Raw genomic sequence first — 24,239 nt, 5'->3', positions numbered from 1 at the left:
AATGATCGCCCGCGTCGGCCAGATCTGGGCAAACGCAACCCCGCAGGTCCGCCGCCCGTTCTACATCGGGCTGGCGGTGGCGGTGGTGCTTGCCGTTCTGGTCGGCCTCGGGGTCGCCAATACCGAAACTTTCGTTGCGCTGCCTTCGACCTTCGAAGGTGTCGCCGCCTCGCAGGCGATCTGGGGGCTGAAGCCGTCGAACCTCTTGATGGTGCTGCCGCTGGGCTCGTTCCTGGTGGTGCTGGCGAGGAGCTTCATCGGGCTCAAGGCCTTCGGTCTGTTCACCCCGATGCTGATCGCGCTCGCCTTCCTGCAGATCGGGCCGGTGATGGGGCCGGTGGTGCTGTGTTCCTCGGTGCTGGTCGGGATGATCGTCACCCCCGGTCTGCTCAAGCTGCGGATGACGCGCGTGGGCTTTCTGGGCGTGCTGATTTCGCTGATCGTGCTGGTGCTGGTCGCCTTGCAGATGGTGCTCGACACCAATCTTCAGGTCGATGCCTTTCCGGTGATCGTTTGCGCGCTGTGCGTCGAACGCTGGTGGAAGCAGTGGGGCAAGGACGGGGCGAAACCGGCGGCGAAGATGGCGGCCAACACCTTCGTTCTGGCGATCGTGATCGAATTCGTGATGGTGTCCGATTTCGCGATGGCGCTGATCGAATGGTCGCCGCTGCTGATGCCCGCGACCGCGGCGGTGGCGATTGCGCTGCTCGGGCGGTATCGCGGCCTGCGCCTGTCCGAAATCGGGCGGTTCGCGCCGATCTGGCTCGAACGACGGCGCAAGGCGCGCGCCGCGCGGGCCGACCCGCTTCCCGAAGGGGTGGAGCATGATCGCCGCGTTGGCGCGCCCAACACGCGCCGCGTGGCGGCGCGCCCGCTTGCCCCCTACCGCAAGCCTGCGCTGGTTCCTTTGCACCGCAATCACGCCATGGTGCTGACCGCGATGGCACGGCACAAACGCCCGGTGCGCGGCATGTGGGTGATCGGTTCGGCGGCAGAGCTGATGGCGGGCGCGCGCCGGCGGGTTCCGCAACCACTCCCCGAATATCGAATGCGCGCGCGCCCCCGCCTTGTCGCATCGGGCGGGCGCATGCTCGCGGACTGCACCGATGGCTGGCCCGAAGCACGCCCGCCGATCCACAACGCCTGGGTGATCCGCAAGGTGGACGATGTTTAGCGCGCTCGGCCGTTGGCTCGGGCTCGACGAGAATGCGCTCACCGGGGGCGAGGTGCTCGGCATCAACATGCGCAATGCGCTGATCCAGAAATACAATCCGCGCCACGCGATCGAACGCGCGCGCGACAAGGTGGCGGCCAAGCGCGCGCTGGAGGCGGCGGGAATTTCCTGCACCGGCACCGTCGCGGTGCTCGAAGACAACCAGCAGGTCGCCAATTTCAAGCCCAGCCGCGACATGCCCGATGCCTGGGCGATCAAGCCTGCGAGGGGATCGCAGGGCGACGGCATCCTGCTCGCGGTGCGGCGCGAGGGGAACACGTGGTTCAAGGGATCGGGGGCGCCGCTGCCCGAAGACATGGTGATGCACCACATCCAGAAGGTGGTCGACGGCGGCTTTTCGGGCGATTCGGCGGCAGAGGACGCCGCGCTGATCGAACCGCTGATCATCGCCGACCCCGCGCTGTCGCGGATCGTGCCCGAGGGCCTGCCCGATCTGCGCGTCATCAGTCTCCACCACACGCCGCTGATGGCGATGGTGCGGCTGCCGACGATCGAGAGCGATGGCAAGGCCAACCTCCACCAGCGCGCGATCGGGGCGGGGATCGACATGGAAACCGGCTGCATCACCCGCGCGGTGGTGAAAGGCGTGCCGATCACCCATCACCCCGATACCGGAGTCAACCTGATCGGCTTCGAGATTCCGGGCTGGAAGCGGGTGCTCGAACTCGCCTCACGCTGCGGGCCGGCGGTGGGCCTCGGCTATTGCGGGGCGGACATCGTGCTCGACGTGAACGACGGGCCCTTGGTGATCGAGGTCAATGCCCACCCGGGGATCGAGATTCAGAACATCTGCCAGGCGGGCCTCAAGGCGCGGATCGCCGCAACGGGGGAGGATTTCCGCTGAGCTATTGCCCCATCACCGCGGGCGGGCCGAGCGGATCGAAACCTTCGCCGCGCAGCGCATCGCGTTCGGCGATCTCGGCGGGGGTGAGCGGGCGGAAACGGATCGCGACGGGGGTGAAGCTGCCATCTTCGCGCTGGCGGATGGTCACGATCCCGCGCTGGTCGCGGTTCTGCAATTCGCGCTGCAATTCGGCAGCGCGCACCTGTCCGATGTAGAGGCGGCCCCGGTTGAGGCTGTCCCAGCCGTAAACGCCGCTGCTGTCCGACCGCACCCAATAGGCGCCGCAAGGCTGGTCGGCCGGGATTGCGCTGACCCGCGCAAGCGTCGGCGCCTCGCCTTCGAGGCACAGGGCCGACGGAACGATGTCGCTTTGCGGGAGCCCCGGCCAGTCGTAGGAAAACTCGACATAATGCCCGCGCAGGTAATCGCGTGGGTCGTATCCCTGGATCGGCACCTCCCATTCGGTGCCCGAACGGAAGGTGCGGTCGCTGATGCCCCATAGGGCTGCGAGACCCGCGATCGGCAGGAGTGCGGCGACAAGGCGCGCGGTGCGGATCATGCCTCGCGCTCCGCAGCAGGGGCGAATCGGCGCGATACCCGCACCGCAGCCCAGGCGACGGCAAGGATCAGCACGCCGGCGAAAATCAGCCCGAACCCGCTGGTCAGCAGATCGGCGGCGAGTTCGAAGCTGAGGATGATGAGCCGCAGCGCGATTGCGGCGACCGCCAGCTGGAACACGCCGCGCCATGACGCGGCCAGCGCGGCGGCCGCAATGCCTGCCCACAGCATGAAGAACAATAGCGCGGCAAAGGCGGTGCTCTCGCCTGCGGCCGCGGCGAGGGCGATGACGACACCCGCTCCCGACAGGATCGCCCCCGTCATCTGCCCCGACCGGCCCGGGCGCGCAGCCAGATGGGCGACCCCGGCAAGCGCGATCACCGCCCCGCAGGCAAGGCTCGCGGTTCCCTCTCGAGGCCAGCCCCCGCCGCCGAAACCGCCCGCACTGGCAATCGCGCAGGCCAGCGAGGCGAGCGCGGCGGCATAGGCGAGCGCGATCTGCTCCAGCCGCTGCCAGAAATCGGGCCGCCGGCTGCGCGCGCGCATCCATCCGCCCGCCGGCGCGAGGATCGCGGGCAAGGCAGCCACGACGCCCAGCCACAAGCGCCACGCGGTTCCCAGCCCCGGGGTATCGCCGTAAGCGGTGATGTGGGTGACATACTCCCACGCGGTCCACGCCGCCCCCCCGACCAGCGCCAGCGCGGCAGGCCAGCCGCGCCCGGTCAGCAGCAGCAGCGGCGCGAACAGCGCAAGCCACAAGCCAAGCGGCTGCCACAGCGGCGAGGATGTCTGATAGACCTGCCCCAAATGCCCGAAGAAGGTAAGGCCGAGCGCCGCGGCGACGAACATCAGCGCCTCGGTCGCCCAAGGGGACTTTGCCGCCAGCGCTTCCTCGCGGACGGACAGCAGCGCCAGCAATCCGGCGATCAGCGCCAGATGGAAACCAAGGCGCGCGAGCCCCGGAATTTCCTCCCAGTTCGCCGCCACCACCGACACAAGGCCAAGCCCGATCGCAAGCGCGCCGATCCCCCACACCGCCCACAACAGCAGCGGGCGGGCATGGGCATCCTCGTAGGTAAGCAGCGCATCGCGCGTCGCGGCGTCGATCACGCCGGCTTCGTGCCACTGGACGATCTTGCGTGCGCTCATGGCGTGCAGCCTAGAGCGTTTCAGGCGCGGCTTGCAACACGCCCGCACCCGCAAAGCAAAAACGGCCGACCCCGGGAGGGCCGGCCGCTTTCATGTCGGCGCGATCAGGCGCGCGCGCTTACTTGGCTTCGAGTTCGGCCTTGGTCAGCACCGGCATCGCATCGACCTTGGCCGCGTTCGCGGTCATCGTGTCGGCGGGCATCGCGACCATCCCGATCTTGGCGAGCGGGCCGTCCTTGCCCCAGCTCTTTACCCATTCCTTCATGTAATCCTGAAGGCCGGGGATCGCGCGCATGTGCGCCTTCTTGATGTAGACATAAAGCGGGCGCGCGCCGGGATAGGCGAAGCTGGCGATGTTATCGTAAGTCGCCTCGACCCCGTTCATCGGCAGGTCCTGCACCTTGTCGAGGTTTTCCTCGAGATAGGAGAAGCCGAAGATGCCCACCACCTTGGGATTTGCCTGGATCTTCTGGACCACCAGATTGTCCTGCTCGCCCTGATCGACATAGGCGCCGTCGTCGCGCACTTCGGTGCAGATCTGCTTGTACTTGTCCTCGTCGCTGTCCTTCAGCGCCTTCATCGCGGGGTCGGCCTTGCAGCCGGCTTCGAGGATCAGTTCCTTCAATGCATCGCGCGTGCCCGAGGTGCTGGGCGGGCCATAGACCACGATCGGTTCGGCCGGCAGCGCGGGGTCGACATCCTTCCAGGTCTTGGCGGTCTGCGGCTTGCCATAGGGCTGGGCTGCCAGCGCCTTGTAAACGGTTTCGGGCGTCAGGTTGAGCATGATCCCGCCCTTGGCCGAAGCAAAGGCGATCCCGTCGAGACCGACCTGAAGTTCGATGATCTCGTCGACCTTGTTGCTCGCGCAGCTGTCGAATTCGGCCGGCTTCATCCGGCGCGAGGCATTGACCATGTCCGGGGTGTTGGGGCCTAGCCCTGAACAGAACAGCTGGATGCCGTTGCCCGTCCCGGTCGATTCGATCAGCGGCGAACGCATATCGGGGAAGCTGCGCGAGAAATTCTCGGCGACCAGCTTGGCAAAGGGATAGACCGTCGAGGAACCGACCGCGTGCACCGATTGCGCCGCCGAACCGCCGCCCGTGTCCCCGCAGGCGGCAAGCGTGGTGGCGGCAAGCGCCAGAGCGGCGCCGGATTTGAGAACTGCTGCAATGCGATAGGCCATGGTGTTTCCCGATAAATGCTTGAACCGATCGCGCTTGGGCAACCGGCTTCCGGCGGCTGCGTTAGAAGCGTTTCGTGACACCTGTGTGACTGCAATATGACCCCTCGCCGCAACATTTCGGCGCAAGCCCGCAACGTTTTGCCGTCGGTGCGACAAAGCGTTGAGAAACCGTCGGTTTCCGATGAAGGCGAATTCAGCCTTAACAGCATGGTAAGGGGTTGCCTGCTAAGCGCGGCGGCAATGGAGTTCCTGCGCCTCTTCTTCCGGCTTGGCCTGATCGCTGCGGTGGCGATGCTGCTGGCTGCCCGACCGGCAGCGGCGGACGATCACACCGTGCCGAGCTTTGCGCCGGCGTGCCATGCAGCGAGCGCGGCGGGAGCGGATGCCCGCAAGATGGACGCGCGCGGGCCATGGATCTGCGACGACAGCGGCTGGGATTCGGGCGCGCCCGCCGTCTGGCTCAGGTTCGATGCGCGCGCCTGGGCGGGTGAAAAGCTGCCGCGCTACTTCTACAGCCGGATATCGCGGTACGACACCATCGCATTCCACGCGGTCGATACCGATGGCGCGGTGCGTTCGGTGCGCCGAAGCGAAGCCGAAGGCGCACCCTTTGCGTCGGGTCCGGTGTTCCAGTTGCGCCTGCCCGACGTCACCCGCGACACCCGCCACCTCCTGGTCGAGATCGCCGGGCCGCATTCGGTCCCGCTGCTGACCGAGGCCCGCATCACGCACGATCCGGGCAGCGCCGAATGGTCGCAGTCCGAAATGATGCTGCTCGCATTCGTCGCCGGGATGCTGATCCTGCCGCTTTTGTTCGACATCAGCTTTTTCGTGGTGCTGCGCGAACGGTTCGTGCTGCTCCATGCCGGGCTGGTGAGCGCGATGATGCTTTACGTGCTGACCGCCGGCGGGCTGGCATCGGCCTTCGCGGCGATCCCTCTGCCGGTGATGGCGGTGGTCGGCGCGGTGTCCTATGCGGTGGGCGGCGGGCTGTCGCTGCTGTTCGTCCACGCCTTCCTCGAACGCGGCGCGCAATCACCCGCGATGCGCAATCTGACCCGCGCGACCGGCTGGTTCACGATCATCGTGCCCAGCCTGTTCGGCCTGCAATTGCCGGCCACGCAAGGCTTCGACGATGCGGCCTATTTCATCGCCTTCGTGCCGTGTCTCGCGGTGCTGACGGGCGCGGTGATCGAGGCGGTGTCGCGCGGCAGCCGTTCGGCGCGCTATGTCGCGGCAGCCTGGCTGCCGATGATCGCGGCTTCGACCGAACGCTGGCTGCGCGGACTGGGCTGGCATGTCGGTTCCTCCACGCTCGACCAGATGCTCTATGTCGCGATCGGGATCGAGGTGGTGGTCATCAGCCTTGCGATCGCCGACCGGTTCCTGGCGCTGCGGCGCGAACGCGATGCCGCGCTGACCGAGGCGCGGATGCTCGAACACCTGTCGACCCGCGATCCGCTGACGGGCCTGATGAACCGGCGCGCGATCGAGGCGCGGTTCGACGAGCTTTTGGCGCAGGGCTTCGATACCTTCGCGCTGGTCGATCTCGACCGGTTCAAGGCGATCAACGATCTGCACGGCCACCAGGTCGGCGATGCCGCGCTGATCGCCTGCGCGACCGCACTGCGCGCCGCGGGCGACCGGGACACGGTGGCGGTGCGGCTGGGGGGCGAGGAATTCGTGGTGCTGCTGCGCGGCGAACGCGGGATCGAGCGCGCCGAAGCCCTGCGACAGGCGATCCCGATCCGTATCGCCAATGATGTCCCCGGCCTCGACCTGCCGGTCACCGCCAGCATGGGCGTGGTGCGGGTCGGCGATGCTGGCTTACAGAAGATGGCCTTTGCCGAATTTTATGCCCGCGCCGACGCGCTGATGTATGAAGCCAAGGCATCGGGCCGCAACCGCCTGTCCTATGAACGCCTGACCGTGTTTCGCAAACCGCCTGGATCGCGCCAGAGCGGACGGGGTCAGGCGGCTTAGCTCGCCTTTGGCCGCCCTGCCGGCGGCGTAGACCTCCCACCCCGCCTCCCCACCCGGCCATCATAACATAGTGGTACTATTGGTGGCCGGGTGGGGAGGCGGGGCGGGAGGTCTGCCTCTCTACAGAAAAGCCTCAAGCACTTCGGGCCGCACGCGGGCAAGGCGCCCGGTCGCGCGGTCGATCATCGCCCATGTGGTCGCCGCGCTGACGAGGCGCTTGCCGGACGCATCGGTGAATTCCACCCGCCGCAGCGATTTTGCGCCCTGCGCGCCGCCTTCGATCCATGTCGTTGCGGTGACTTGCGCCCCCTCGGAGACATTGCCGCGGTAATCGATCTCGTGCCGGATCACGACCCAGAAGAACGCCTCGCGATCCTCGGGCCGTGCCGCCGCATCCCAGTGCGCGGTCGCCATGTCCTGGATCCACTGCACCCACACGGTGTTGTTGACGTGGCCGAGTTCGTCGATGTGTTGTGGCTCGGCGCGGAAGGTGCGGGTGAAGGTGTTGGCCATGGCCAACCGCGTAACGGCTGCGGCGCCCTTGCCGCAAGCACTTGTTAGCACGCCTGCCCCTATCCTGCCTTTCGCACAGGCGCGTGAAAGGAGCACCCCATGCCCGATGACGAGGGCGAAGAACGCAGGAAACGCGGCTTTCGCCCGTCGTTCGAATATCGCCAGCCCGAAGGCAGCAAGGGCAAGAGCTTCATCCTCATTCCCGAAGGCGCGTTCACGGCCGAAAACGGCGCGGTGACGCCGATTGCCGATGCGGTCGATTTCTTCTGGACCGCAGTCGCCGCCGATCCGCGCCGCTGGAATGCCAGTCTCAAGGGCTATGACTGGCTGCTCGCGCATGCCGCTTATGCCAGCCGTGAGGACTTGCGCCGCACGCTCGGCTGGCTGGAGGGTGCGATCTCCTTGCGCGACCGGGCGGGCGCGGTGGCGGCCTGCCGTTATCTTGCGGCAATGCCGCTTGTCCTGCTGGCGAGCGACCACGGGCGCCTGTCGGCGATCTTCAACAGCCGCAAGGTCGGGATGGTGTGGCAGATCACCCCGTTCCTCGACAAGACTCCGCTGCCCAGCGGCCCGATCCCCAAATTCGGCGAGGAAGCGGGCTTCGGCCTGATCCGTTCATCGCCCGAACTTTACCTCAAGCTGGCGATGCTCAGCCCCGAAATGGAAAGCATCGTCAGCCTGCTTGCGGCCGAAGCGATCCGCTACAACGTCTCGCTTCCGCCGCCGCTGGTCACTCTTGCGCAGGCTGATCGCCCTTAGGCGCCATCCCCATCTGCCACAGGATGAAGGCGAACTCCTCCGCGGTTTCCTTCAAGGCGTTCCAGCGGCCCGACTGCCCGCCGTGGCCTGCGCCCATGTTGGTCTTCAAGAGCAGCAGATTGTCGTCGGTCTTCAGCTCGCGCAGCTTGGCGACCCACTTGGCAGGCTCCCAATAGGTCACGCGAGGATCGTTGAGGCCTGCCGTCACCATCAGCGGCGGATAGGCCTTCGCGGTCACCTGATCATAGGGCGAATAGGACAGCATATAGGCAAACGCCGCCTTGTCGGTGATGGGATTGCCCCATTCCTGCCATTCGCCGGGCGTCAGTGGCAGCTTCTCGTTGAGCATCGTGCCGACCACATCGACGAAGGGCACATGGGCCACCACCGCGCCATATTGCGCAGGGTCCTGATTGATCACCGCGCCCATCAACTCGCCGCCCGCCGAACCGCCGCTTGCGGTCACCTTGCCTTCGGCGGTGTAGCCCGCAGCGATCAGCCCGCGCCCGGCATCGACGAAATCGTTGAAGGTGTTGGTCCGCTCGAACAGCTTGCCCTGCAGATACCAGCGCCGCCCCAGATCATCCCCGCCGCGGATATGCGCGATCGCATAGGCGAAGCCGCGATCCACCAATGACAGCCGCGAGGTCGAGAAGCCCGGCGGCACGGCATAGCCGTAGGCACCATAGGCATAGAGATGCAGCGGCCCCGGTCCTTCGATCCCGGCCTTTTTCAGAATGTCCGCGCGGTCGCGGCGCATCAGCACGCTGACCGGCACCTGCGTCCCGTCGCGCGCGGTGATCGTCAGCCGTTCGGAAACATATTTCGAGGCGTCATAACCGCTCGGGATTTCCTGCGTCTTCAATGTCGTCAGCTTGCCGGTCGCAACGTCGTAATCATAGACCGTCCCCGGCGTCACCATCGACTGATACGACAGCCGCAGCACGTCCATGTCGTATTCGGGGTTGTTGCCAAGGCCTGCGACAAAGCTGGGCTCGGGGAAGGTGATCGGGGTGATCTTTGCCGGGTCGGCATATTGCCGAAGCTGAATCTGGTCGAGCCCGCCCAGCCGCCCTTCGGTGACGAAGAAGCCCTTGAACAGGTCGAAATCGGTCAGATAGAAATCGTCCGATCCCGCGATTACGGTCTGCCATTCGCCGGGGGCGTCGAGCTTCGCCTTGGCGAGCCGGAAGTTGATGTGATCGTCGTTGGTCAGCACCCACAATTCGCCATCACGCACATCGACGCTGTATTCGACACCCTTCTGGCGCGGGCGCACGATGATCGGCGCGGCGGTGGGATTGGCGGCGGGGACAAGGCGCACCTCGCTCGTCTCGTTGTCGCCGGTGGCGATGATCAGCCAGTCTTCCTGCGCGGAAAGCCCGGTGCCGACACCGAAGGACTGATCTTCCTCCTTGTAGAGCGTGACATCGCTGTCCGTGGGCGTGCCGATCACGTGGAGCCTGGCCTCAAGCGTGCGCCATTCCTCGGTCGAGGGGCCATAAACCAGCGCGGTGTCGCCCATCACCCAGGTCAGCCCGCCGCGCAGGTTCTCGATCACGTCGGGCAGATGCTCGCCGGTGGCCAGATCCTTGATCCGCGCGGTGTAACGCTCGCCCCCGCTGGTGTCGGTCGAATAGGCAAGATAGCGCCCGTTCTGGCTGATCGAGGCCGCCCCGAGGCTGAAATATTCATGGCCTTCGGCCAATGCATTCTCGTCGATCAGCAGTTCGTCCGGGCCGCCGGCGGCGGGCTTGCGCCAATGCTTGCGATACTGCGCGCCTTCCTCGAACTCGGACCAGTAGATGTAATCGCCATCCTTCTGCGGCACGGTCGAATCGTCCTCCTTGATGCGGGCGCGCATCTCGGTGAACAGGGCTTCGGTCAGCGCCTTCTGGCCCGCCATCTGGCTTTCGAAATAGGCGTTCTCGGCCTTGAGGTGGTCGAGCACTTGCGGGTCGTCGACCGTGGGATAGGACTTGTCGTAAAGCCAGTCATAGGGGTCTTCGACCGTGATCCCGTGCACGGTGTAGGTGTGCGGGCGCTTCTGGGCGACCGGGGGCTTGATGGCGGTTGCAGAGGCAGCGGAAGTGGGCGTGTCGGTCACGGAAGCGGAATCCTTGGGCTGGGCAGACGCGGCATGCGCGCCCGCGCAAAAGGTGGTGGCGGCAAGTGCGGTGGCAAGAGCCAGCTGGCTGATCGGACGAAGCATGGTCGATTATGTCCCCTCTCGCGGCCCCGCAAGCTGTGCAGGCGGGTGGAAAGACGCGCGCGCAGGGCCTATGATGGCGGTTCTACTGCCACAATCCTGCGCGGCAAGCCTTGGCGCAGGGCCAAAGGATCGACACGATGCTGATGCAAACCCACGAAGCCCGCCTTGCTGCCCTGCGCGAGGAATTGAAGCGGCGCGGGCATGACGGTTTCATCGTCCCCATCAGCGACGAGCACATGAGCGAATATGTCGGCGATTATGCCCAGCGCCTTGGCTGGCTGACGGGGTTCGGCGGATCGGCGGGGTTTGCCTGCGTCACGCTGACCCACGCGGCGATCTTCGTCGACGGGCGCTATACTGTGCAGGTGCGCCAGCAGGTCGATGAAAAGCTGTTCGAATACCGCTCCGTTCCCAAGGACACGCTCGCCGGATGGCTGGGCGAGGTGTGCGAAAGCGGCGCGAAAATCGCCTATGATCCCTGGCTGCACACCTGGGGCTTTGTCGAGGCGCTGGAAAAGCGCGTCGCGGACAAGGGCATCACGCTGGTCCCGGCGGCAGGCAACCCGATCGACGCGGTGTGGGCCGATCGTCCCGCGCCCTCGCCCGCCGCGGCGCTGCCGCATGACGATAATCACGCAGGCCGCTCCTCGGCGGAAAAGCGCGCTGCGGTGGCCGACTGGCTGACGCGCGAAGGCCATGATGCGGTGGTGATCCCCGCGCTCGATTCGGTCGCATGGCTGCTTAACATCCGGGGGAGCGACGTGGCGCACACCCCGGTGGCGCTGTCCTATGTCATCGCGCACAAGGACGGCAGCGCCGACTTGTTCATCGCGCCCGAAAAGGTGACGCCCGAGCTTGCCCGCCATCTGGGCAACGCGGTGACGGTGCGCGACCGTGCCGCTTTCGAAGGCGCGCTGACAGGCGAATTTGCAGGCAAGAGCGTCGCGCTCGATCCTGATTTTGCGGTGGTCGCCATCGCGCAGGGCCTGCGCAGCGGCGGCGCGCGCTTCGCCTTCAAGCAGGACCCGACGATCCTTGCCAAGGCGGTCAAGAACCCGGCCGAACAGGCAGGCCAGCGCGACGCGCAGGCGCGCGACGGGGCGGCGGTATCGAAATTCCTGCGCTGGCTCGAAATGACCGCGCCCTCGGGCGAGGTCGACGAACTCGCCGCCGCAGCACGTCTGCAAGCCTTTCGCGAGGAAGACCCGGGCCTGCGCGATCTCAGCTTCGATACGATCTCGGCCGCCGCGGGCCATGCCGCGCTGCCGCATTACAAAGTGGGCGAGGACAGCAATATCCCGATCCCGCCCTCGTCGATCTACCTCGTCGATTCGGGCGGGCAATATGTCGGCGCGTCCGGCAGCGGCACCACCGATATCACCCGCACCGTCTGGATCGGCCCGGGCGAACCCTCGGCGGAAATGCGCGATCGCAACACCCGCGTGCTCAAGGGCCATATCCAGCTTGCCCGCGCGGTCTTCCCGCAAGGCACCTGCGGCGCGCAGCTCGATGTGCTCGCGCGGCAATATCTGTGGGAAGCGGGCGTCGATTACGCGCACGGCACGGGCCACGGCGTGGGCAGCTTCCTTGCGGTGCACGAAGGCCCGCAACGGATCGCCAAGCCGGGCGGCGGGCAGGCGGGCACGGGGCAGGAACTGCACGCGGGCATGATCCTCTCGAACGAGCCGGGCTATTACAAGCCGGGCGCCTTCGGCATCCGGATCGAAAACCTCGTGCTGGTCGAGGAACGCGCCATCCCCGCGCAGGAAGGCAGCTGGCTCGGGTTCGAGACACTGACCTTCGTCCCGCTCGACCGCAAGCTGATCGCGCGCGATCTGTTGACCGCCGAGGAGATCGCATGGGTCGACACCTACCACGCCAAGGTGCGCGAACTGCTCAGCCCGCGGCTCGGCGGCGAGGATCTGGCCTGGCTCGAACGCGAAACGCAGCCGCTGTAGGAAACGCGCGCCGCACGCTTGTTGGAATGGCTTTGTTCCTGTATTGTTCCGGACATCGAATCACAGAATCGGAGCATGGGCATGATCGGCTACGTAACCCTCGGCACCAATGATCTGCCGCGCGCGGCGGCGTTCTACGATGCTGTCGCGGCGCATTTCGGGCTGGGACGGATGATGGAATTCGACAGCTTCATCGCCTGGGGCGAAATCGGCGGCGCGGCCGGGATCGCCGCGACCGTGCCCTTCGATGGCCAGCCGGCCACGGTGGGCAACGGGGTGATGGTCGCGCTGGAGGTGAAAACCCCCGAAGAAGTCCACGCGGTCTATGACACCGCGATCGCGCATGGCGGCACCTGTGAAGGCGCGCCCGGACCGCGCGGCGGCGACGGGTTTTACGCAGGCTATTTCCGCGATCCCGATGGCAACAAATTGAACGCCTTCTGCATGGTCGCACCCGACAAGTCCGAAGGCTGAAGTGCGCGCGGGCGCTGGCAGCGCGGTTTCGGCCGCGCCCAGCGCCCTTTCGCCCCCGTCCTGACCCGCTCCAGCCCCCGTTCGAAGGGCTGTTACAGCGGTGTTTCACGTGAAACATCCGCGCCGCGGCAGGCGGGCACCGGTCAGCGCATCAGCCCGCCGATCAGGTTGCGCACGAAAGCGGTCGCGCCGGTCTGGATCGGGCTGGCGGACGATTTCTTGCCCAGCACCATCGCCACCGCCATCGAAGCCAGCGACCCGCTCGCCGCGGTCATCGCGCTCTTGCCGGCCTTTTCCCACACCGAAGGCGTCTTGCGCTCGCGCTTGCCAACCTCCGCCTTGCCCTTTGCGGCAACCTCCTCGGCGGTGGCTGCGGCATCGGCGGCCTTGGCGGCCAGCACCTCGGCCGCGCTTTCGCGGTCGACCCGGGTGTCGTATTTGCCTTCAAGCGGACTGACCGACTGGATGATCGCGCGCTCCTTTGCGGTCAGCGGCCCCAGCCGCGAGCGCGGCGGCTTGATCATCGCGCGCGCCACCACCGTCGGCGCACCTTCTTCGTCGAGCGTGGAAACCAGCGCCTCGCCCACCTTCAACTCGGTGATCACGGTTTCGACATCGAGCGCGGGGTTGACCCGGAACGTCTCCGACGCTGCCCTGATCGCCCGCTGATCGCGCGGAGTGAAGGCGCGCAGCGCATGCTGCACGCGGTTGCCCAGCTGGCCGGCGACCTTCTCGGGGATGTCGATCGGGTTCTGGGTGATGAAATAGACCCCCACCCCCTTCGACCGGATCAGCCGGACGACCTGTTCGATCGTGTCCATCAGCGCCTTGGGCGCATCGGCGAACAGCAGGTGCGCCTCGTCGAAAAAGAACACCAGCACCGGCTTTTCGGGGTCGCCCACCTCGGGCAGCGCCTCGAACAGTTCGGCCAGCAGCCACAAGAGGAAGGTGGCGTAAAGCTTGGGGCTGCGCATCAGCTTGTCGGCAGCAAGCACGTTGATATAGCCGCGGCCATTCTCGTCCACTTTCAGGAAATCGCCGATTTCCAGCGCCGGCTCGCCGAAGAAATGGTCCGCCCCCTGCGCTTCGAAGGACAAGAGCTGCCGCTGGATCGCGCCCACAGATGGCTTGGTGACGTTGCCGTATTTGCCCGACAATTCGGCCGCATTCTCGTTCGCCCATGCCAGCAGCGCCGAAAGATCGGCAAAATCGAGCAGCAGCAGACCATTCTCGTCGGCATGGCGGAAGATGATCTGCAACACGCCTTCCTGCGTCTCGTTGAGATCGAGCAGGCGGGCGAGCAGCAGCGGGCCCATTTCGGACACCGTGGTGCGGATCGGGTGGCCCTGTTCGCCGTAAAGATCCCAGAACACCGCGGGGTTGTCCTCGTAGGCGTAGTCGGTGATCCCCAGTTCGGCGGCGCGCGCCTCAAGCTTGGCGGCGTGTTTGAAGGTGGGCGATCCGGGCATCGCGATCCCCGACAGATCGCCCTTCACATCGGCAAGGAACACCGGCACGCCCGCCTTGGAAAAGCTTTCGGCAATCCCCTGCAAGGTCACGGTCTTGCCCGTTCCCGTTGCGCCCGCAATCAATCCGTGGCGGTTCGCGCGGCTCAGCAGCAGCGACTGGCGCGTGCCATCGCCGCCCAGCCCGAGAAAGATGTCACCGCTCTGTTCGCTCATCCCGCGTTCCCCACCGTTTGGCCTTGCCTTCCCATATCGCAATTGCTCCGCCTGTCGAGCGCAAGCGGCACGCGTTTCCTACGCGCCGCCGGTCTGATAGGGAAACCGCCATGACCCGCCGCCCGCCTTGCCAAAGGAGCCTGCCGCCCGCCCGCCGGGTGCAGGGCGCGCAGGGCAAGTTTTTTCGCTTCTGGACAGTGTCTCATGTGTCTCCAACACGCCGGCGTGATGCGGCACATGCTCGACAGGCTGGCGCGATTGGGCCAAGGCTGGGCGGGTGATGGCTCCGCACGCTCCGTTCGTCCTGCTCGATGATGCCCGCGCCGGCGAAGGCGCCGCCGACGCGCTGCTTTACGACACGCTGCGCGCGCAGTTCGTGGCGCACCGCCCGGACGAGGTCGAAGGCGCGCTGGCCGCTGCCGATGCCGCGCGCGTGGCGAATGGCGGAACGCTGGCGGGCTATATCGCCTATGAAGCGGGCCTTGCGCTCGAACCCAGGCTTGCCGCGCATGCCGCGCTGCGCAGCGGCGCAGCCGGGCCGCTGGTCTGGCTCGGCCTGTTCGATCCTGCGCGCCGGATCGCCGCTGCCGACGTGCCCGCATGGCTCGCCGCGCGCGCCGAAGCGCCGGGCACGCTTGGCCCGATGGAGCCGCAATTGTCGCCCGGTGGCTATGCCGCGGCCTTTGCCGCGCTGACCGAAGCGATCCATGCAGGCGACATCTATCAGGCCAACCTCACCTATCCGCTGGCCGGTTCCTATCGCGGCGATCCGGTGGGGCTTTACGCCGCGCTGCGGGACGGGGCGCAGGCGGGTTATGGCGGGCTGGTGTTCGACGGGTCGCACTGGCTGTTGAGCTTCTCGCCCGAACTCTTCGCCGCGCTCAACGGGGCGGAAGCCAAGGTCAAGCCGATGAAGGGCACCCGCCCGCGCATGACCGATGCGTCCGCCGATGCCGCGATGGCCCGCGATCTTGCCGCCTCTGTCAAGGACCGCGCGGAAAACCTGATGATCGTCGACCTGATGCGCAACGATCTGTCGCGCGTGGCCGAACCCGGCAGCGTGCGGGTCGATGCGCCCTTTGCGGTCGAAAGCTATCCGACGGTGCACCAGATGGTCTCGACCGTGCGTGCGCGGCTCGCCCCGGGCCGCACCGCGATGGACATGGTGCGCGCACTGTTCCCCTGCGGCTCGATCACCGGCGCGCCCAAGATCCGTGCAATGGAATTGCTGACCAGCGCAGAGCGCGATGCGCGCGGGCCCTATTGCGGGGCGATCGGGCGGATCGATGCTGATGGCAATGCCGCCTTCAACGTCGCGATCCGCACCTTGCGGCTGACCCCGATCGAGAACGGTCAGGGCAGCGCGGTGCTCGGCATCGGCTCGGCGATCGTCGCGGATAGCGATGCGATGTCCGAACGGCGCGAATGCGAGGTCAAGGCCGGCTTCCTGCGCCGTGCCGCGCCCGGGCTTGCCGCGCCGCAATGCGACCTGATCGAAACGATGCGCTTCGATCCCGACAGCGGCATCCCGCATCTCGAAGCGCACCTTGCGCGGATGAAGGCGAGCGCCGCCACGCTCGGTTTCGTGTTCGACCGCCATGCCCTGCGCAACCAGATCCAGGCGCTGTGCTTCGAGCTTGAAACCCCCGCCAAAATCCGGCTGATGGTGGCAAGGAGCGGGGCCAGCGCGCTGGAAACCGCACCGCTGCCGGCACCGCTTGGCGAGCCGGTCAAGGTCGCAGCCCTTCCCCACCCGCTCGATCCCACCGACTGGCGGCTCGCGCACAAGACCTCCGATCGCGGATTTTACGAGGATGCGCTGGCCGCCGCGCGCAGCTTCGGCGCGGACGAGGCGCTGCTGGTGCGCAAGGATGGTCAGGTGACCGAGGGCTGCTGGACGAGCGTGTTTGCGGAAGGTTCGGACGGCGTGCTTGTCACCCCGCCGCTTGCCCTCGGGCTGCTGCCCGGCGTACTGCGCGCGCACCTCATCGAACAGGGCCGCGCGCGCGAAGGCGAGGTAACGCTGGACATGCTGGCAGGCGGGTTCTGGCTCGGCAATGCACTGCGCGGTCTGATGGCTGCGCAGCTTGTCTGACGCAGCCTTCGACATTGTGCGTTGCAACGGCTAACGGGGCGCATGGCTGACATTACGATACTCTACGAAGACGGCGAAGCGCTGGTGATCGACAAGCCTTCGGGCATGGCTGTGGACCGGCCGCGGAAGGGCGGGATCTGCCTCGAAGATCACCTCGAACGACTGAAGCTGGGCTTCCAGCGCCCGCCTGTTGCGGTCCACCGCCTCGACACCGACACCAGCGGCTGCCTGCTCCTGGCGCGCAACCCCAAGGCGCTGGCGCGGTTCAACAAGGCGTTCGAGGAGCGGCTGGTGGGCAAGACCTATCTCGCGGTGCTCGCCGGCCGGCCCGAGGGCACCCAAGGCACGATCGAGCTGTCGCTGTCGAAGATCTCGTCGGCGGAAAAGGGCTGGCGGATGATCCCCGCCAGGAAGGGCAAGCCTGCTGTCTCGCACTGGGAACTGGTCGAGGAACTGGGACCGCACAGCCTGATTCGCTTCCGCCCCGAAACCGGGCGCACGCACCAGCTGCGCGTGCACGCGCTGGCCGGGCTTGGCGCGCCGCTGCTGGGCGATCCGGTTTACGGCGCGGGCAATGCGCCGGGCGCGAAACGCACGATGCTCCACGCCGAAAGCCTGACCGTCACCCGCCCGGGCAAGACCGCGATCGAGGCGCGCGCCCCGCTGCCGCGCGATTTCCTCGCGCTCGGCATCACGGATGCATGACGACGAACCGCTGACCGCGCGCGCGCTGCGCCTGGCCAGCGAAAGCTTTCTGGCAGGTTCGGGGCCGGGCGGGCAGAACGCGAACAAGGTTGCCACCGAAGTCGAACTGCGGGTCAACATCTATGCCCTGCGCTTAAGCCCTCCGGTGTTTGCGCGGCTGCGCGAACTGGCGGGGAGCCGGATCGCGGGCAATGGCGATCTGATCGTCACCTCCAAGGCGCACCGCACGCAGGACGCCAACCGGCAGGACGCGCGGGCGAAACTGGCCGCGCTGCTCGATGAAGCGCAGGTTCAGCCCAAACGCCGTGCCAAGACCCGGCTCAACCGGGTGGGCAAGACCGAGCGGCTGAAGGTCAAGAAAGGGCGCGCCGCGGTCAAGGCCAACCGCGGAAAGCCCCGCGCATCGGATTGGTGAGGCTTATTGACTTTTGCCGGTGAATCGGCGAATGGCGCGCCCATGTGGCGGTGTGCCGGGCCTACCGGGCGCGCCGCTATTTGCTTTTCTAGCCCTGCTTGCGCCGGGCCGACCCAGTTGACAGGATACCCGCCATGGCGAAGCCCACCACCGTCAAGATCCGCCTCGTCTCAAGCGAAGGCACCGGCTTTTTCTACGTGACCAAGAAGAATCCGCGGAACATCACCGAGAAGATGAGCTTCCGCAAGTATGACCCGGTTGCACGCAAGCATGTCGAATTCAAGGAAGCCAAGATCAAGTAAGATCGGCTTTGCGCCCCCTGCCATGGCCGGGGGCGACAATTCATCGACAGTTCAAGCCGGCGGGTCTAATCGCCCCGGCATGAACAAAAACACATCTTTCGTGAGCAAGCTGGGGCTTGGCCTTGGGGCCGGGGCGCTGGCTTTTGGCCTTGCCCCCATGGCAGCCCCCGCCTTCGTCCCCGCAGCCGCCGCGCAATCGGCGAGCGAGATCGACGCGGTCGTGGGCGCGCTGCGCGGCATCTCCACCATGAAGGCCGACTTCACCCAGACCGACCGCCAGGGCACCACCTTGCGCGGCACGATGACGCTGAAGCGTCCGGGCAAGATCCGCTTCGACTACGGCAAGAGCGCCGATTTCCTAGTGATCTCGAACGGCAAGTCGCTCTACATGGTCGACTACGAAGTCGCGCAGGTCGAACGCTGGCCGATCGGCAATTCGCCGCTGGGCGCGCTGTTCGATCCGAACAAGGACGTAAAACGGTTCGGCAAGATCGTGCCGACGGGCAATCGCAACGTGATCAGCGTCGAAGTGCGCGATCCCAAGAAGCCCGAGTTCGGGATGATCACGCTGATCTTCACCCGCAACGCGTCGGCCCCGGGCGGCTGGCAGCTGACCAACTGGGTTGCGCTCGATGCGCAAAACAACCGCACCCGCGTCAATCTCTCGAATCAGCGGTATGGCCTTGCCGTGTCGGACAGCACGTTCACCTTCAAGGACCCGCGCCGCTCGACTCGTCGCCCGGGATAAACGCCGATCCGACGAACGGTTGTATGAAAGCGACAAAAATATTCACGTGTTCATGGGAATGAAAGGCAATATCGGCTAATCATTCTCAACAAGGCGGGCCGAAGGGAGGTTTCCCCCCTGTTGCCCACCCTTCGAATTGGGCCTGTCTTGTACAAGCGTGACGAACGCTCCATGGAACCCTCGACCCACCGCCCCCGGGTCGAGGGTTTTCCTTTTTCCGGGCCGACCGCAGTGCAACGGTCCTATTTCTCCCAGCCCAGCGCCTTGCGGATGATGCTGTAGATCACGTTCTGCTCGATCACGCCGCGTGCCCGCGCCGCGCCCGGGCCTGTCGCGAACAGCGCGACATCCTCCCCGCCATGCGTTTCGCTGCCCAGCGGCACCAGCGCCTGCTGACGCGCCTTGATCCCGGTCTCGGGTGCCGGCCGCGCGTGATCGTGGTCGGTCGCATCGGGGTCCAGACGCAAGCCCCCCGGCCCGTTGGCATAGCCGAGCGTGGTATAGGGTTTCCCGTCCGCTGCCAGCAACGGCGAGGCGCCGTCGCCGCCATCCTCGCCCGAACCTTGCGGCGGGACGACCACCCCGAGGATGTCGTTCCCGCGCTTGGGATAGCCGGCGATCGTGAACACGTGGCTGTGATCGGCGGTCACCATGATCAGCGTTTCGGCGGGATCGGTATGATCGACCGCATATTGCACCGCGCGCGCAAATTCGACCGCTTCCTCCAGCGCATAGCCGGCCTGGCCTGCGTGGTGCGCGTGATCGATCCGCCCGCCCTCGACCATCAGGTAATAGCCCTGCGGATCGGCCTTGAGCCGCGCGATTGCCGCGGCGGTCATCTCGGTCAGCGTAGGCTCGGGCGAATCGGCCTTGCGATCGGCCATGAAGGTGAGGTGGCCGGGCGCGAACAGCCCGAGCACGGGCCGGTTCTTCGGCGCTGCGGTCAGCTCGGCCGCGCTGCGGACGACCGTGCCGCGATTGGCCGCCGCCCACTGCGCCGGCAAATCCGCGCCAGCTTCGATCCGCCGCCCCGCGGCGTCCTTGTCCTTCCCGTAGAACACCGATGTCCCGCCCCCCAGCGCCACATCGAACCGCGCCTCGGCCAGCTGGCGCGCGATATCCTTGCATCCCGCCGGCTGCTGGTCGGCGGGGATCGCGGTGTCGCTCTCCCAGTCGCGGTCGGCGCTGCGGGCATAGACGCTGGCCGGGGTTGCGTGGGTCAGCCGCGTGGTGGTGACGATGCCGAGCGCCAGCCCCCGCGCCTTCACCTCCTCGCCCAACAGCGGCAGCGGGTGCGTCAGCGCATCGCGGCACACGCCCTTTTCCGCCGCCGGCCCGATCCCGAGCACGCCGATCCGGGTCTTCACGCCCGAATGAATCGCGGTTGCCGTGCCCGCGCTGTCGGGCACCTGCGCGTTGGTGTTGTAGGTCTTGACCAGCGCCACGTTCGGGAATTTCTCGAAGCTGAGCCGGTTCTCCTCCCCCGTCTCGCCGCGCTTCTGGCCGTCGTAGATCCGCGCGGCGGTGATCGTCGAAATCCCCATCCCGTCGCCGATGAACAGGATCACGTTCTTCGCGCGCGGTTCGGCGGCGGGTTTGCGCTCCCTTGCCATCGCCGGGGTAGCGGCGACGCTGGCGAGAAGCAGGGCGGTGAGGATCGTGCGGGTCATCGGGCGTCTCCGGGAAAGCGTGCCCGGCCCTATCGCGGGGTGATTTGACGATAAAGTGAAAGCTGGAAGTTTTGCGTTCTTGCCGCCCTATCGCTTCGCTACTTGAGAGCGTTCTTGCCGCCCTATCGCTTCGCTACTTGAGAGCGTTCTTGCCGCCCTATCGCTTCGCTACTTGAGGGCGTTCTTGCCGCCCTATCGCTTCGCTACTTGAGGGCGTTCTTGCCGCCCTATCGCTTCGCTACTTGAGGGCGTTCTTGCCGCCCTATCGCTTCGCTACTTGAGGGCGCGGGCTTCTCCCCCTAAGTCCGCCCCCATGCTGTCTGTTGCCACCTGGAACATCAACTCGGCCCGTCTGCGGGTCGGTCTCATCGAAAAGCTGCTGACCGAGGCCGCGCCCGACATCCTGTGCCTGCAGGAGATCAAGTGCGAAAGCCACCTGTTCCCGGCCGAAGCGCTGGCGAGCCTCGGTTACACCCATCAGGCGGTGAGCGGGCAGAAAGGCTATCACGGCGTCGCCACGATCAGCCGCGTCCCGATCCGCGAGGTTACCCGCCACGACTGGCAGGACAATGGCGAGGCGCGACATATCGGGGTCGAGGTGCTGGGCCGCGACCTCCTGATCGAGAACGTCTATGTCCCTGCCGGCGGCGACGTTCCCGACCGCGCGGTGAACCCCAAGTTCGGCCAGAAGCTCGACTTCCTCGGCCGGATGACCGCGTGGGCGGACACGCTTGACCGGCCCTCGTTGATCGTCGGCGATTTCAACATAGCCCCGCTCGAAAGCGACGTGTGGAGCCACAAGCAGTTGCTCAAGGTCGTCAGCCATACGCCGGTCGAGGTCGAGACGCTGAAGCGCTTTCAGGACGCGCATGGCTGGGTCGATCTGGGCCGCCAGCATGTGCCCGCGCCGCAACGTTATTATTCGTGGTGGAGCTACCGCAATCCCGGCTGGCAGGAGAACGACAAGGGCCGCCGGCTCGATCATATGTGGGCCTCGCCCGAGGTCGCACGGCAGGCGACCGCGCACCGCGTGATCGAGGAAGCGCGCAGCTGGACGCAGCCGTCCGACCACGTGCCGCTGGTGACGGAGTTCGATCTCTGAGCGCACCCTCGCCCGAACGCCGCGCCGCGCAGGCGGTGGACGCGCTGCGCCACGGCTGGCCGCTCGCCTTTGCGGGCGGGCCCCAAGGGACGATAACGCTGCTGCCGGTCGAGACCGCCGCGCTTGCCCACGCAACCGCGCCGCAGATGCTGATCTCGGCGGCGCGCGCGGCGACCCTGAAGCTTGCCAACCAGAAAGAAGCAGCCGTGCCGCACGCCCCGGTGCTGATCGCAGGGGGTGAGGATTTCGCACTTCGCGATGCGCTGCCGATTGCCGACCCCGCGCTCGATCTTGGCAACCCTCTCAAAGGACCGTTCAAGGCAGTCGCGCTCGATTGGGCCGAGGCGGCGGTGGCCGCGCTCGAACTGGCGCGGATCGCAGGCATCCTGCCCGCCTTCATGGTCGATCCGCAAGGCGCGGGCGAGGCACTGCCGATCGCGGCGAGCGACCTTGCCGCCTATGCCGATGCGGGCGCGCTGAAGATCGTCACCCGCGCACGGCTGCCGGTGAGCGCCTGCGAGGATGCCGAGATCGTCGCCTTCCGCTCCGCCGCCGACCTGCGCGAACATGTCGCGCTCGTCATCGGCAAGCAGAACGGCGACCGCCAGCCCCTGGTGCGCCTGCATTCCGAATGCCTGACCGGCGACATCCTCGGCAGCCTCAAGTGCGACTGCGGGCCGCAGCTCGATGCCGCGCTCCACGCGATGGCGCACGAGGCGCGGGACAGCGGTGGCTGGGGCGTGCTGCTCTACATGCGGCAGGAGGGTCGCGGGATCGGCCTTGTCAACAAGCTGCGCGCCTACCGCTTGCAGGACCAGGGGTTCGACACGGTCGAGGCCAACCAGCGCCTTGGCCTGCCCGACGAGGCACGCGATTTCCCGGTGGCGGCGCGGATGCTGGAGCTGCTGGGGGCGACGACCATTCGGCTGCTCACCAACAACCCGGCGAAAGTGCGCGCGCTGGAGGATGCGGGGATCACGGTGAGCGAACGGGTGCCGCATCAGCTTCCCGATAACCCGCACAACGCGCGCTATCTGGCGACCAAGCGCGACCGGTCAGGGCATTTGCTGATCTGACAGCCGCCGCGACGCGCGCCTGTTGGAGACACATGAGACACTGTCCAGAAGCAAAAACTTCTGCTTCGCACGCGGGCCCAAAAGCAGCGCAGAGCGGGAGGAAAAGGGGGCGATCCATCCGGCGACGTTGTCAGACGCCCTGCAAGTAGGAAAGCGGCCTCAGCGCTGCTCGTATTGCTTGATCCCGCCCGCGATCCTGTTGCCCTGCATCACCACGCGGCTCGCGGTCCAGTCGGCGAGGAAGGCGCTGCTGCGCGATACGCCGGGGACGAAGCGGGCTTCGTTGTTCACGACCTCGAGCCCGTCAGAAGGATGGAGCAGGTCTTCGGCACCGAGCGCGATAAAGGCCGAATAGTTCTCCTTGTCGCGCCCCTGCACGAACCAGTTGTCGGCGATCCGGCCCACGCTGCCGGCGGGCAGGTCGATCATGTAATTGGTCGCCTTGCCGTTCGCGTCATCGAAACTGTTGTTTTCGATCACCACTTCGCGGCTCCGGACCTTGACATAGTGGCCGCCCATCCCCCGCTCGAACCGGCTTTCGCGCACCGTGAGCGATCCGTAATTGCCGATATAGATCGAATGCGCGCAGCCGGCCGAATTCTCGCAGGTGCCAAGCCCGGTGAAGGTCGACCGGGTGATGTAGATGCGGCCCGTCGGATCATCGGCGGTCAAAATGCCCTGCTGGCTGTTTTCGAACCGCGCATGGGCGACATTCAGCGCGCCCTTCTCCAGCCGGATGCCTGCGCCATTGCCGTCGGGCACGCGCATGTTCGAGAACGTGATCCCCCGGATCTCGGCACCGATCCCGCGCAGCACGAAGGCGGCCTTGCCCTCGCACGAGCGGGCGATGAAGGTGACGCTGCCGGGACGGGGCGCTTCGTAGACGATCACACCCGCGTTCTGCACCGCGCATTGGCGATAGGTGCCTTCGGCGATGCGGATCGTGCCGCGCCCTTCGCCGATCGCGTCAACCGCTTCCTGCAAGGTCGCGAACCGCGCGCCGGTTTCGGCGATGGTGAAGGCATCGGGAACGGGCTGTGCGCTCACCACCGCGACCGGCAGGATGGCAGCGGCGACAAGCGCAAGGGCGCGCAGGGGCGAAGCGGGGGCGGGCATGGTCATGACCCGAATATTATCATGCCAGCACGCGCCCACCACCAAGCCTGCGGCAGGTGTGCCCATTTGGCACTTGGCGCGCACCCCCAGCCGTGGCTAAACCCTTCGCGACACACGGGCCGGCCGACGCCGGCACCATTCCATGCGAGAGGAACCTCCCCGATGCGCAAGCTTGCCGCGATTGCCGCCCTGACCGCCGCCACCCTTGGCCTTGCCGCCTGCGGCAGCGCCGACGATGCCTCGACCGAGGCGAGCGCCGACACGGTCGAAATGCCCGCCGATGCCGCGCTCGCGCCGATTGACGCGGTGCCGGTGGCCGACCCTTCGGCAACCGCGACCGACACGCCCGACGCGCTCGAAACCCCCGCCCCCGATGCCAGCGCGACGGCTGCGGCCGATGCAGCCGCCGACGTTGCCGCGCAGGCCGCCGCGGCCGCCGAAGAACCCGCCGAGTAAGCGGG

22 protein-coding genes are annotated in these 24,239 nt (G+C 66.7%); 14 read left to right on the top strand and 8 right to left on the bottom strand.

Annotated features, from left to right (window positions below; translation table 11 throughout):
- Window position 1: 1 nt before the first annotated feature.
- Complete coding sequence (locus tag A9D12_RS05560; protein ID WP_068350412.1) at window positions 2–1,174, top strand: 7TM domain-containing protein; 1,173 nt, start codon at window positions 2–4, stop codon at window positions 1,172–1,174.
- Entirely contained in the window at window positions 1,167–2,078 is a 912-nt protein-coding gene (locus tag A9D12_RS05555; RefSeq protein WP_068350411.1) for a sugar-transfer associated ATP-grasp domain-containing protein, read from the top strand. Before A9D12_RS05560 ends, A9D12_RS05555 begins: the two co-directional genes overlap by 8 nt.
- Window position 2,079: 1 nt before the next feature.
- Here the strand turns inward: A9D12_RS05555 and A9D12_RS05550 are convergent, their stop codons facing one another.
- The 3 genes from A9D12_RS05550 to A9D12_RS05540 form a co-directional block, all read right to left on the bottom strand.
- Window positions 2,080–2,637 carry a GDYXXLXY domain-containing protein gene (locus tag A9D12_RS05550; protein ID WP_068350410.1) on the bottom strand — a complete coding sequence of 186 codons (558 nt, stop codon included), beginning with the start codon at window positions 2,635–2,637 and terminating at the stop codon, window positions 2,080–2,082.
- Window positions 2,634–3,785 (bottom strand): DUF2157 domain-containing protein, encoded by a 1,152-nt coding sequence (locus A9D12_RS05545; protein ID WP_068350409.1) that lies wholly within the window; start codon window positions 3,783–3,785, stop codon window positions 2,634–2,636. The genes A9D12_RS05550 and A9D12_RS05545 overlap by 4 nt, the downstream gene beginning before the upstream one ends.
- Window positions 3,786–3,903: 118 nt before the next feature.
- Window positions 3,904–4,968 (bottom strand): substrate-binding domain-containing protein, encoded by a 1,065-nt coding sequence (locus tag A9D12_RS05540; protein WP_068350408.1) that lies wholly within the window; start codon window positions 4,966–4,968, stop codon window positions 3,904–3,906.
- A gap of 240 nt (window positions 4,969–5,208) precedes the next feature.
- Between A9D12_RS05540 and A9D12_RS05535 the strand changes: the two genes are divergently transcribed.
- Window positions 5,209–6,951, top strand: a complete 1,743-nt coding sequence (locus A9D12_RS05535; protein ID WP_068350407.1) for a sensor domain-containing diguanylate cyclase — start codon at window positions 5,209–5,211, stop codon at window positions 6,949–6,951.
- A gap of 120 nt (window positions 6,952–7,071) precedes the next feature.
- On the opposite strand, the gene A9D12_RS05530 is transcribed toward A9D12_RS05535, so the two are convergent.
- The gene (locus tag A9D12_RS05530; protein WP_068350406.1) at window positions 7,072–7,464 is read right to left on the bottom strand and encodes an acyl-CoA thioesterase; all 393 of its coding nucleotides are present in this window, start codon (window positions 7,462–7,464) and stop codon (window positions 7,072–7,074) included.
- 99 nt (window positions 7,465–7,563) lie between these two features.
- On the opposite strand from A9D12_RS05530, the gene A9D12_RS05525 reads away from it, so the two are divergent.
- Entirely contained in the window at window positions 7,564–8,223 is a 660-nt protein-coding gene (locus A9D12_RS05525) for a hypothetical protein (protein WP_068350405.1), read from the top strand.
- Here the strand turns inward: A9D12_RS05525 and A9D12_RS05520 are convergent.
- A complete protein-coding gene (locus A9D12_RS05520; RefSeq protein WP_082925407.1) occupies window positions 8,195–10,435 on the bottom strand; it encodes a S9 family peptidase in 2,241 nt (746 codons plus the stop codon). The genes A9D12_RS05525 and A9D12_RS05520 overlap by 29 nt on opposite strands.
- A gap of 137 nt (window positions 10,436–10,572) precedes the next feature.
- Here A9D12_RS05520 and A9D12_RS05515 point away from each other — a divergent pair, with 137 nt between their 5' ends.
- Together A9D12_RS05515 and A9D12_RS05510 are read left to right on the top strand one after the other, a co-directional pair.
- Window positions 10,573–12,393 carry an aminopeptidase P family protein gene (locus A9D12_RS05515; protein ID WP_068353752.1) on the top strand — a complete coding sequence of 607 codons (1,821 nt, stop codon included), beginning with the start codon at window positions 10,573–10,575 and terminating at the stop codon, window positions 12,391–12,393.
- Between the two features lie 81 nt (window positions 12,394–12,474).
- On the top strand, window positions 12,475–12,867 hold the full coding sequence (locus A9D12_RS05510) for a VOC family protein (RefSeq protein WP_068353747.1): 393 nt from the start codon (window positions 12,475–12,477) through the stop codon (window positions 12,865–12,867).
- 143 nt (window positions 12,868–13,010) lie between these two features.
- On the opposite strand, the gene A9D12_RS05505 is transcribed toward A9D12_RS05510, so the two are convergent.
- Window positions 13,011–14,549: a helicase HerA-like domain-containing protein gene (locus tag A9D12_RS05505; RefSeq protein WP_068350404.1), complete on the bottom strand. Its 1,539-nt coding sequence runs from the start codon at window positions 14,547–14,549 to the stop codon at window positions 13,011–13,013.
- A gap of 280 nt (window positions 14,550–14,829) precedes the next feature.
- On the opposite strand from A9D12_RS05505, the gene pabB reads away from it, so the two are divergent.
- The 5 genes from pabB (at window position 14,830) to A9D12_RS05480 (ending at window position 18,814) form a co-directional block, all read left to right on the top strand.
- Window positions 14,830–16,644, top strand: a complete 1,815-nt coding sequence (pabB, locus tag A9D12_RS05500; protein WP_068350403.1) for an aminodeoxychorismate synthase component I — start codon at window positions 14,830–14,832, stop codon at window positions 16,642–16,644.
- A gap of 42 nt (window positions 16,645–16,686) precedes the next feature.
- Entirely contained in the window at window positions 16,687–17,349 is a 663-nt protein-coding gene (locus tag A9D12_RS05495; protein ID WP_068350402.1) for an RluA family pseudouridine synthase, read from the top strand.
- Window positions 17,342–17,764: an alternative ribosome rescue aminoacyl-tRNA hydrolase ArfB gene (gene arfB, locus A9D12_RS05490; protein WP_068350401.1), complete on the top strand. Its 423-nt coding sequence runs from the start codon at window positions 17,342–17,344 to the stop codon at window positions 17,762–17,764. Before A9D12_RS05495 ends, arfB begins: the two co-directional genes overlap by 8 nt.
- A 134-nt stretch (window positions 17,765–17,898) precedes the next feature.
- Window positions 17,899–18,066 (top strand): 50S ribosomal protein L33, encoded by a 168-nt coding sequence (gene rpmG / locus A9D12_RS05485; protein WP_017664380.1) that lies wholly within the window; start codon window positions 17,899–17,901, stop codon window positions 18,064–18,066.
- A gap of 79 nt (window positions 18,067–18,145) precedes the next feature.
- On the top strand, window positions 18,146–18,814 hold the full coding sequence (locus A9D12_RS05480) for a LolA family protein (RefSeq protein ID WP_068350400.1): 669 nt from the start codon (window positions 18,146–18,148) through the stop codon (window positions 18,812–18,814).
- Window positions 18,815–19,056: 242 nt separating this feature from the next.
- On the opposite strand, the gene A9D12_RS05475 is transcribed toward A9D12_RS05480, so the two are convergent.
- Complete coding sequence (locus A9D12_RS05475; protein ID WP_068350399.1) at window positions 19,057–20,484, bottom strand: alkaline phosphatase; 1,428 nt, start codon at window positions 20,482–20,484, stop codon at window positions 19,057–19,059.
- 313 nt (window positions 20,485–20,797) lie between these two features.
- Here A9D12_RS05475 and A9D12_RS05470 point away from each other — a divergent pair, with 313 nt between their 5' ends.
- Window positions 20,798–21,586: an exodeoxyribonuclease III gene (locus A9D12_RS05470; protein WP_068350398.1), complete on the top strand. Its 789-nt coding sequence runs from the start codon at window positions 20,798–20,800 to the stop codon at window positions 21,584–21,586.
- A 35-nt stretch (window positions 21,587–21,621) separates the two neighbouring features.
- Complete coding sequence (ribA, locus tag A9D12_RS05465) at window positions 21,622–22,662, top strand: GTP cyclohydrolase II (protein ID WP_082925406.1); 1,041 nt, start codon at window positions 21,622–21,624, stop codon at window positions 22,660–22,662.
- A 159-nt stretch (window positions 22,663–22,821) separates the two neighbouring features.
- Here ribA and A9D12_RS05460 read toward each other — a convergent pair whose 3' ends face one another.
- The gene (locus A9D12_RS05460; RefSeq protein ID WP_068350397.1) at window positions 22,822–23,784 is read right to left on the bottom strand and encodes a right-handed parallel beta-helix repeat-containing protein; all 963 of its coding nucleotides are present in this window, start codon (window positions 23,782–23,784) and stop codon (window positions 22,822–22,824) included.
- Window positions 23,785–23,940: 156 nt separating this feature from the next.
- On the opposite strand from A9D12_RS05460, the gene A9D12_RS05455 reads away from it, so the two are divergent.
- A complete protein-coding gene (locus A9D12_RS05455) occupies window positions 23,941–24,234 on the top strand; it encodes a hypothetical protein (protein ID WP_068350396.1) in 294 nt (97 codons plus the stop codon).
- Window positions 24,235–24,239 lie beyond the last annotated feature (5 nt).

Origin of the sequence: Erythrobacter neustonensis (assembly GCF_001663175.1) — a bacterium.
In the GTDB taxonomy this organism is placed as follows: Bacteria; Pseudomonadota; Alphaproteobacteria; order Sphingomonadales; family Sphingomonadaceae; genus Erythrobacter; species Erythrobacter neustonensis.
Note: the sequence above shows the minus strand (reverse complement) of the source record. Positions and strands in the feature narration are given on the sequence as shown.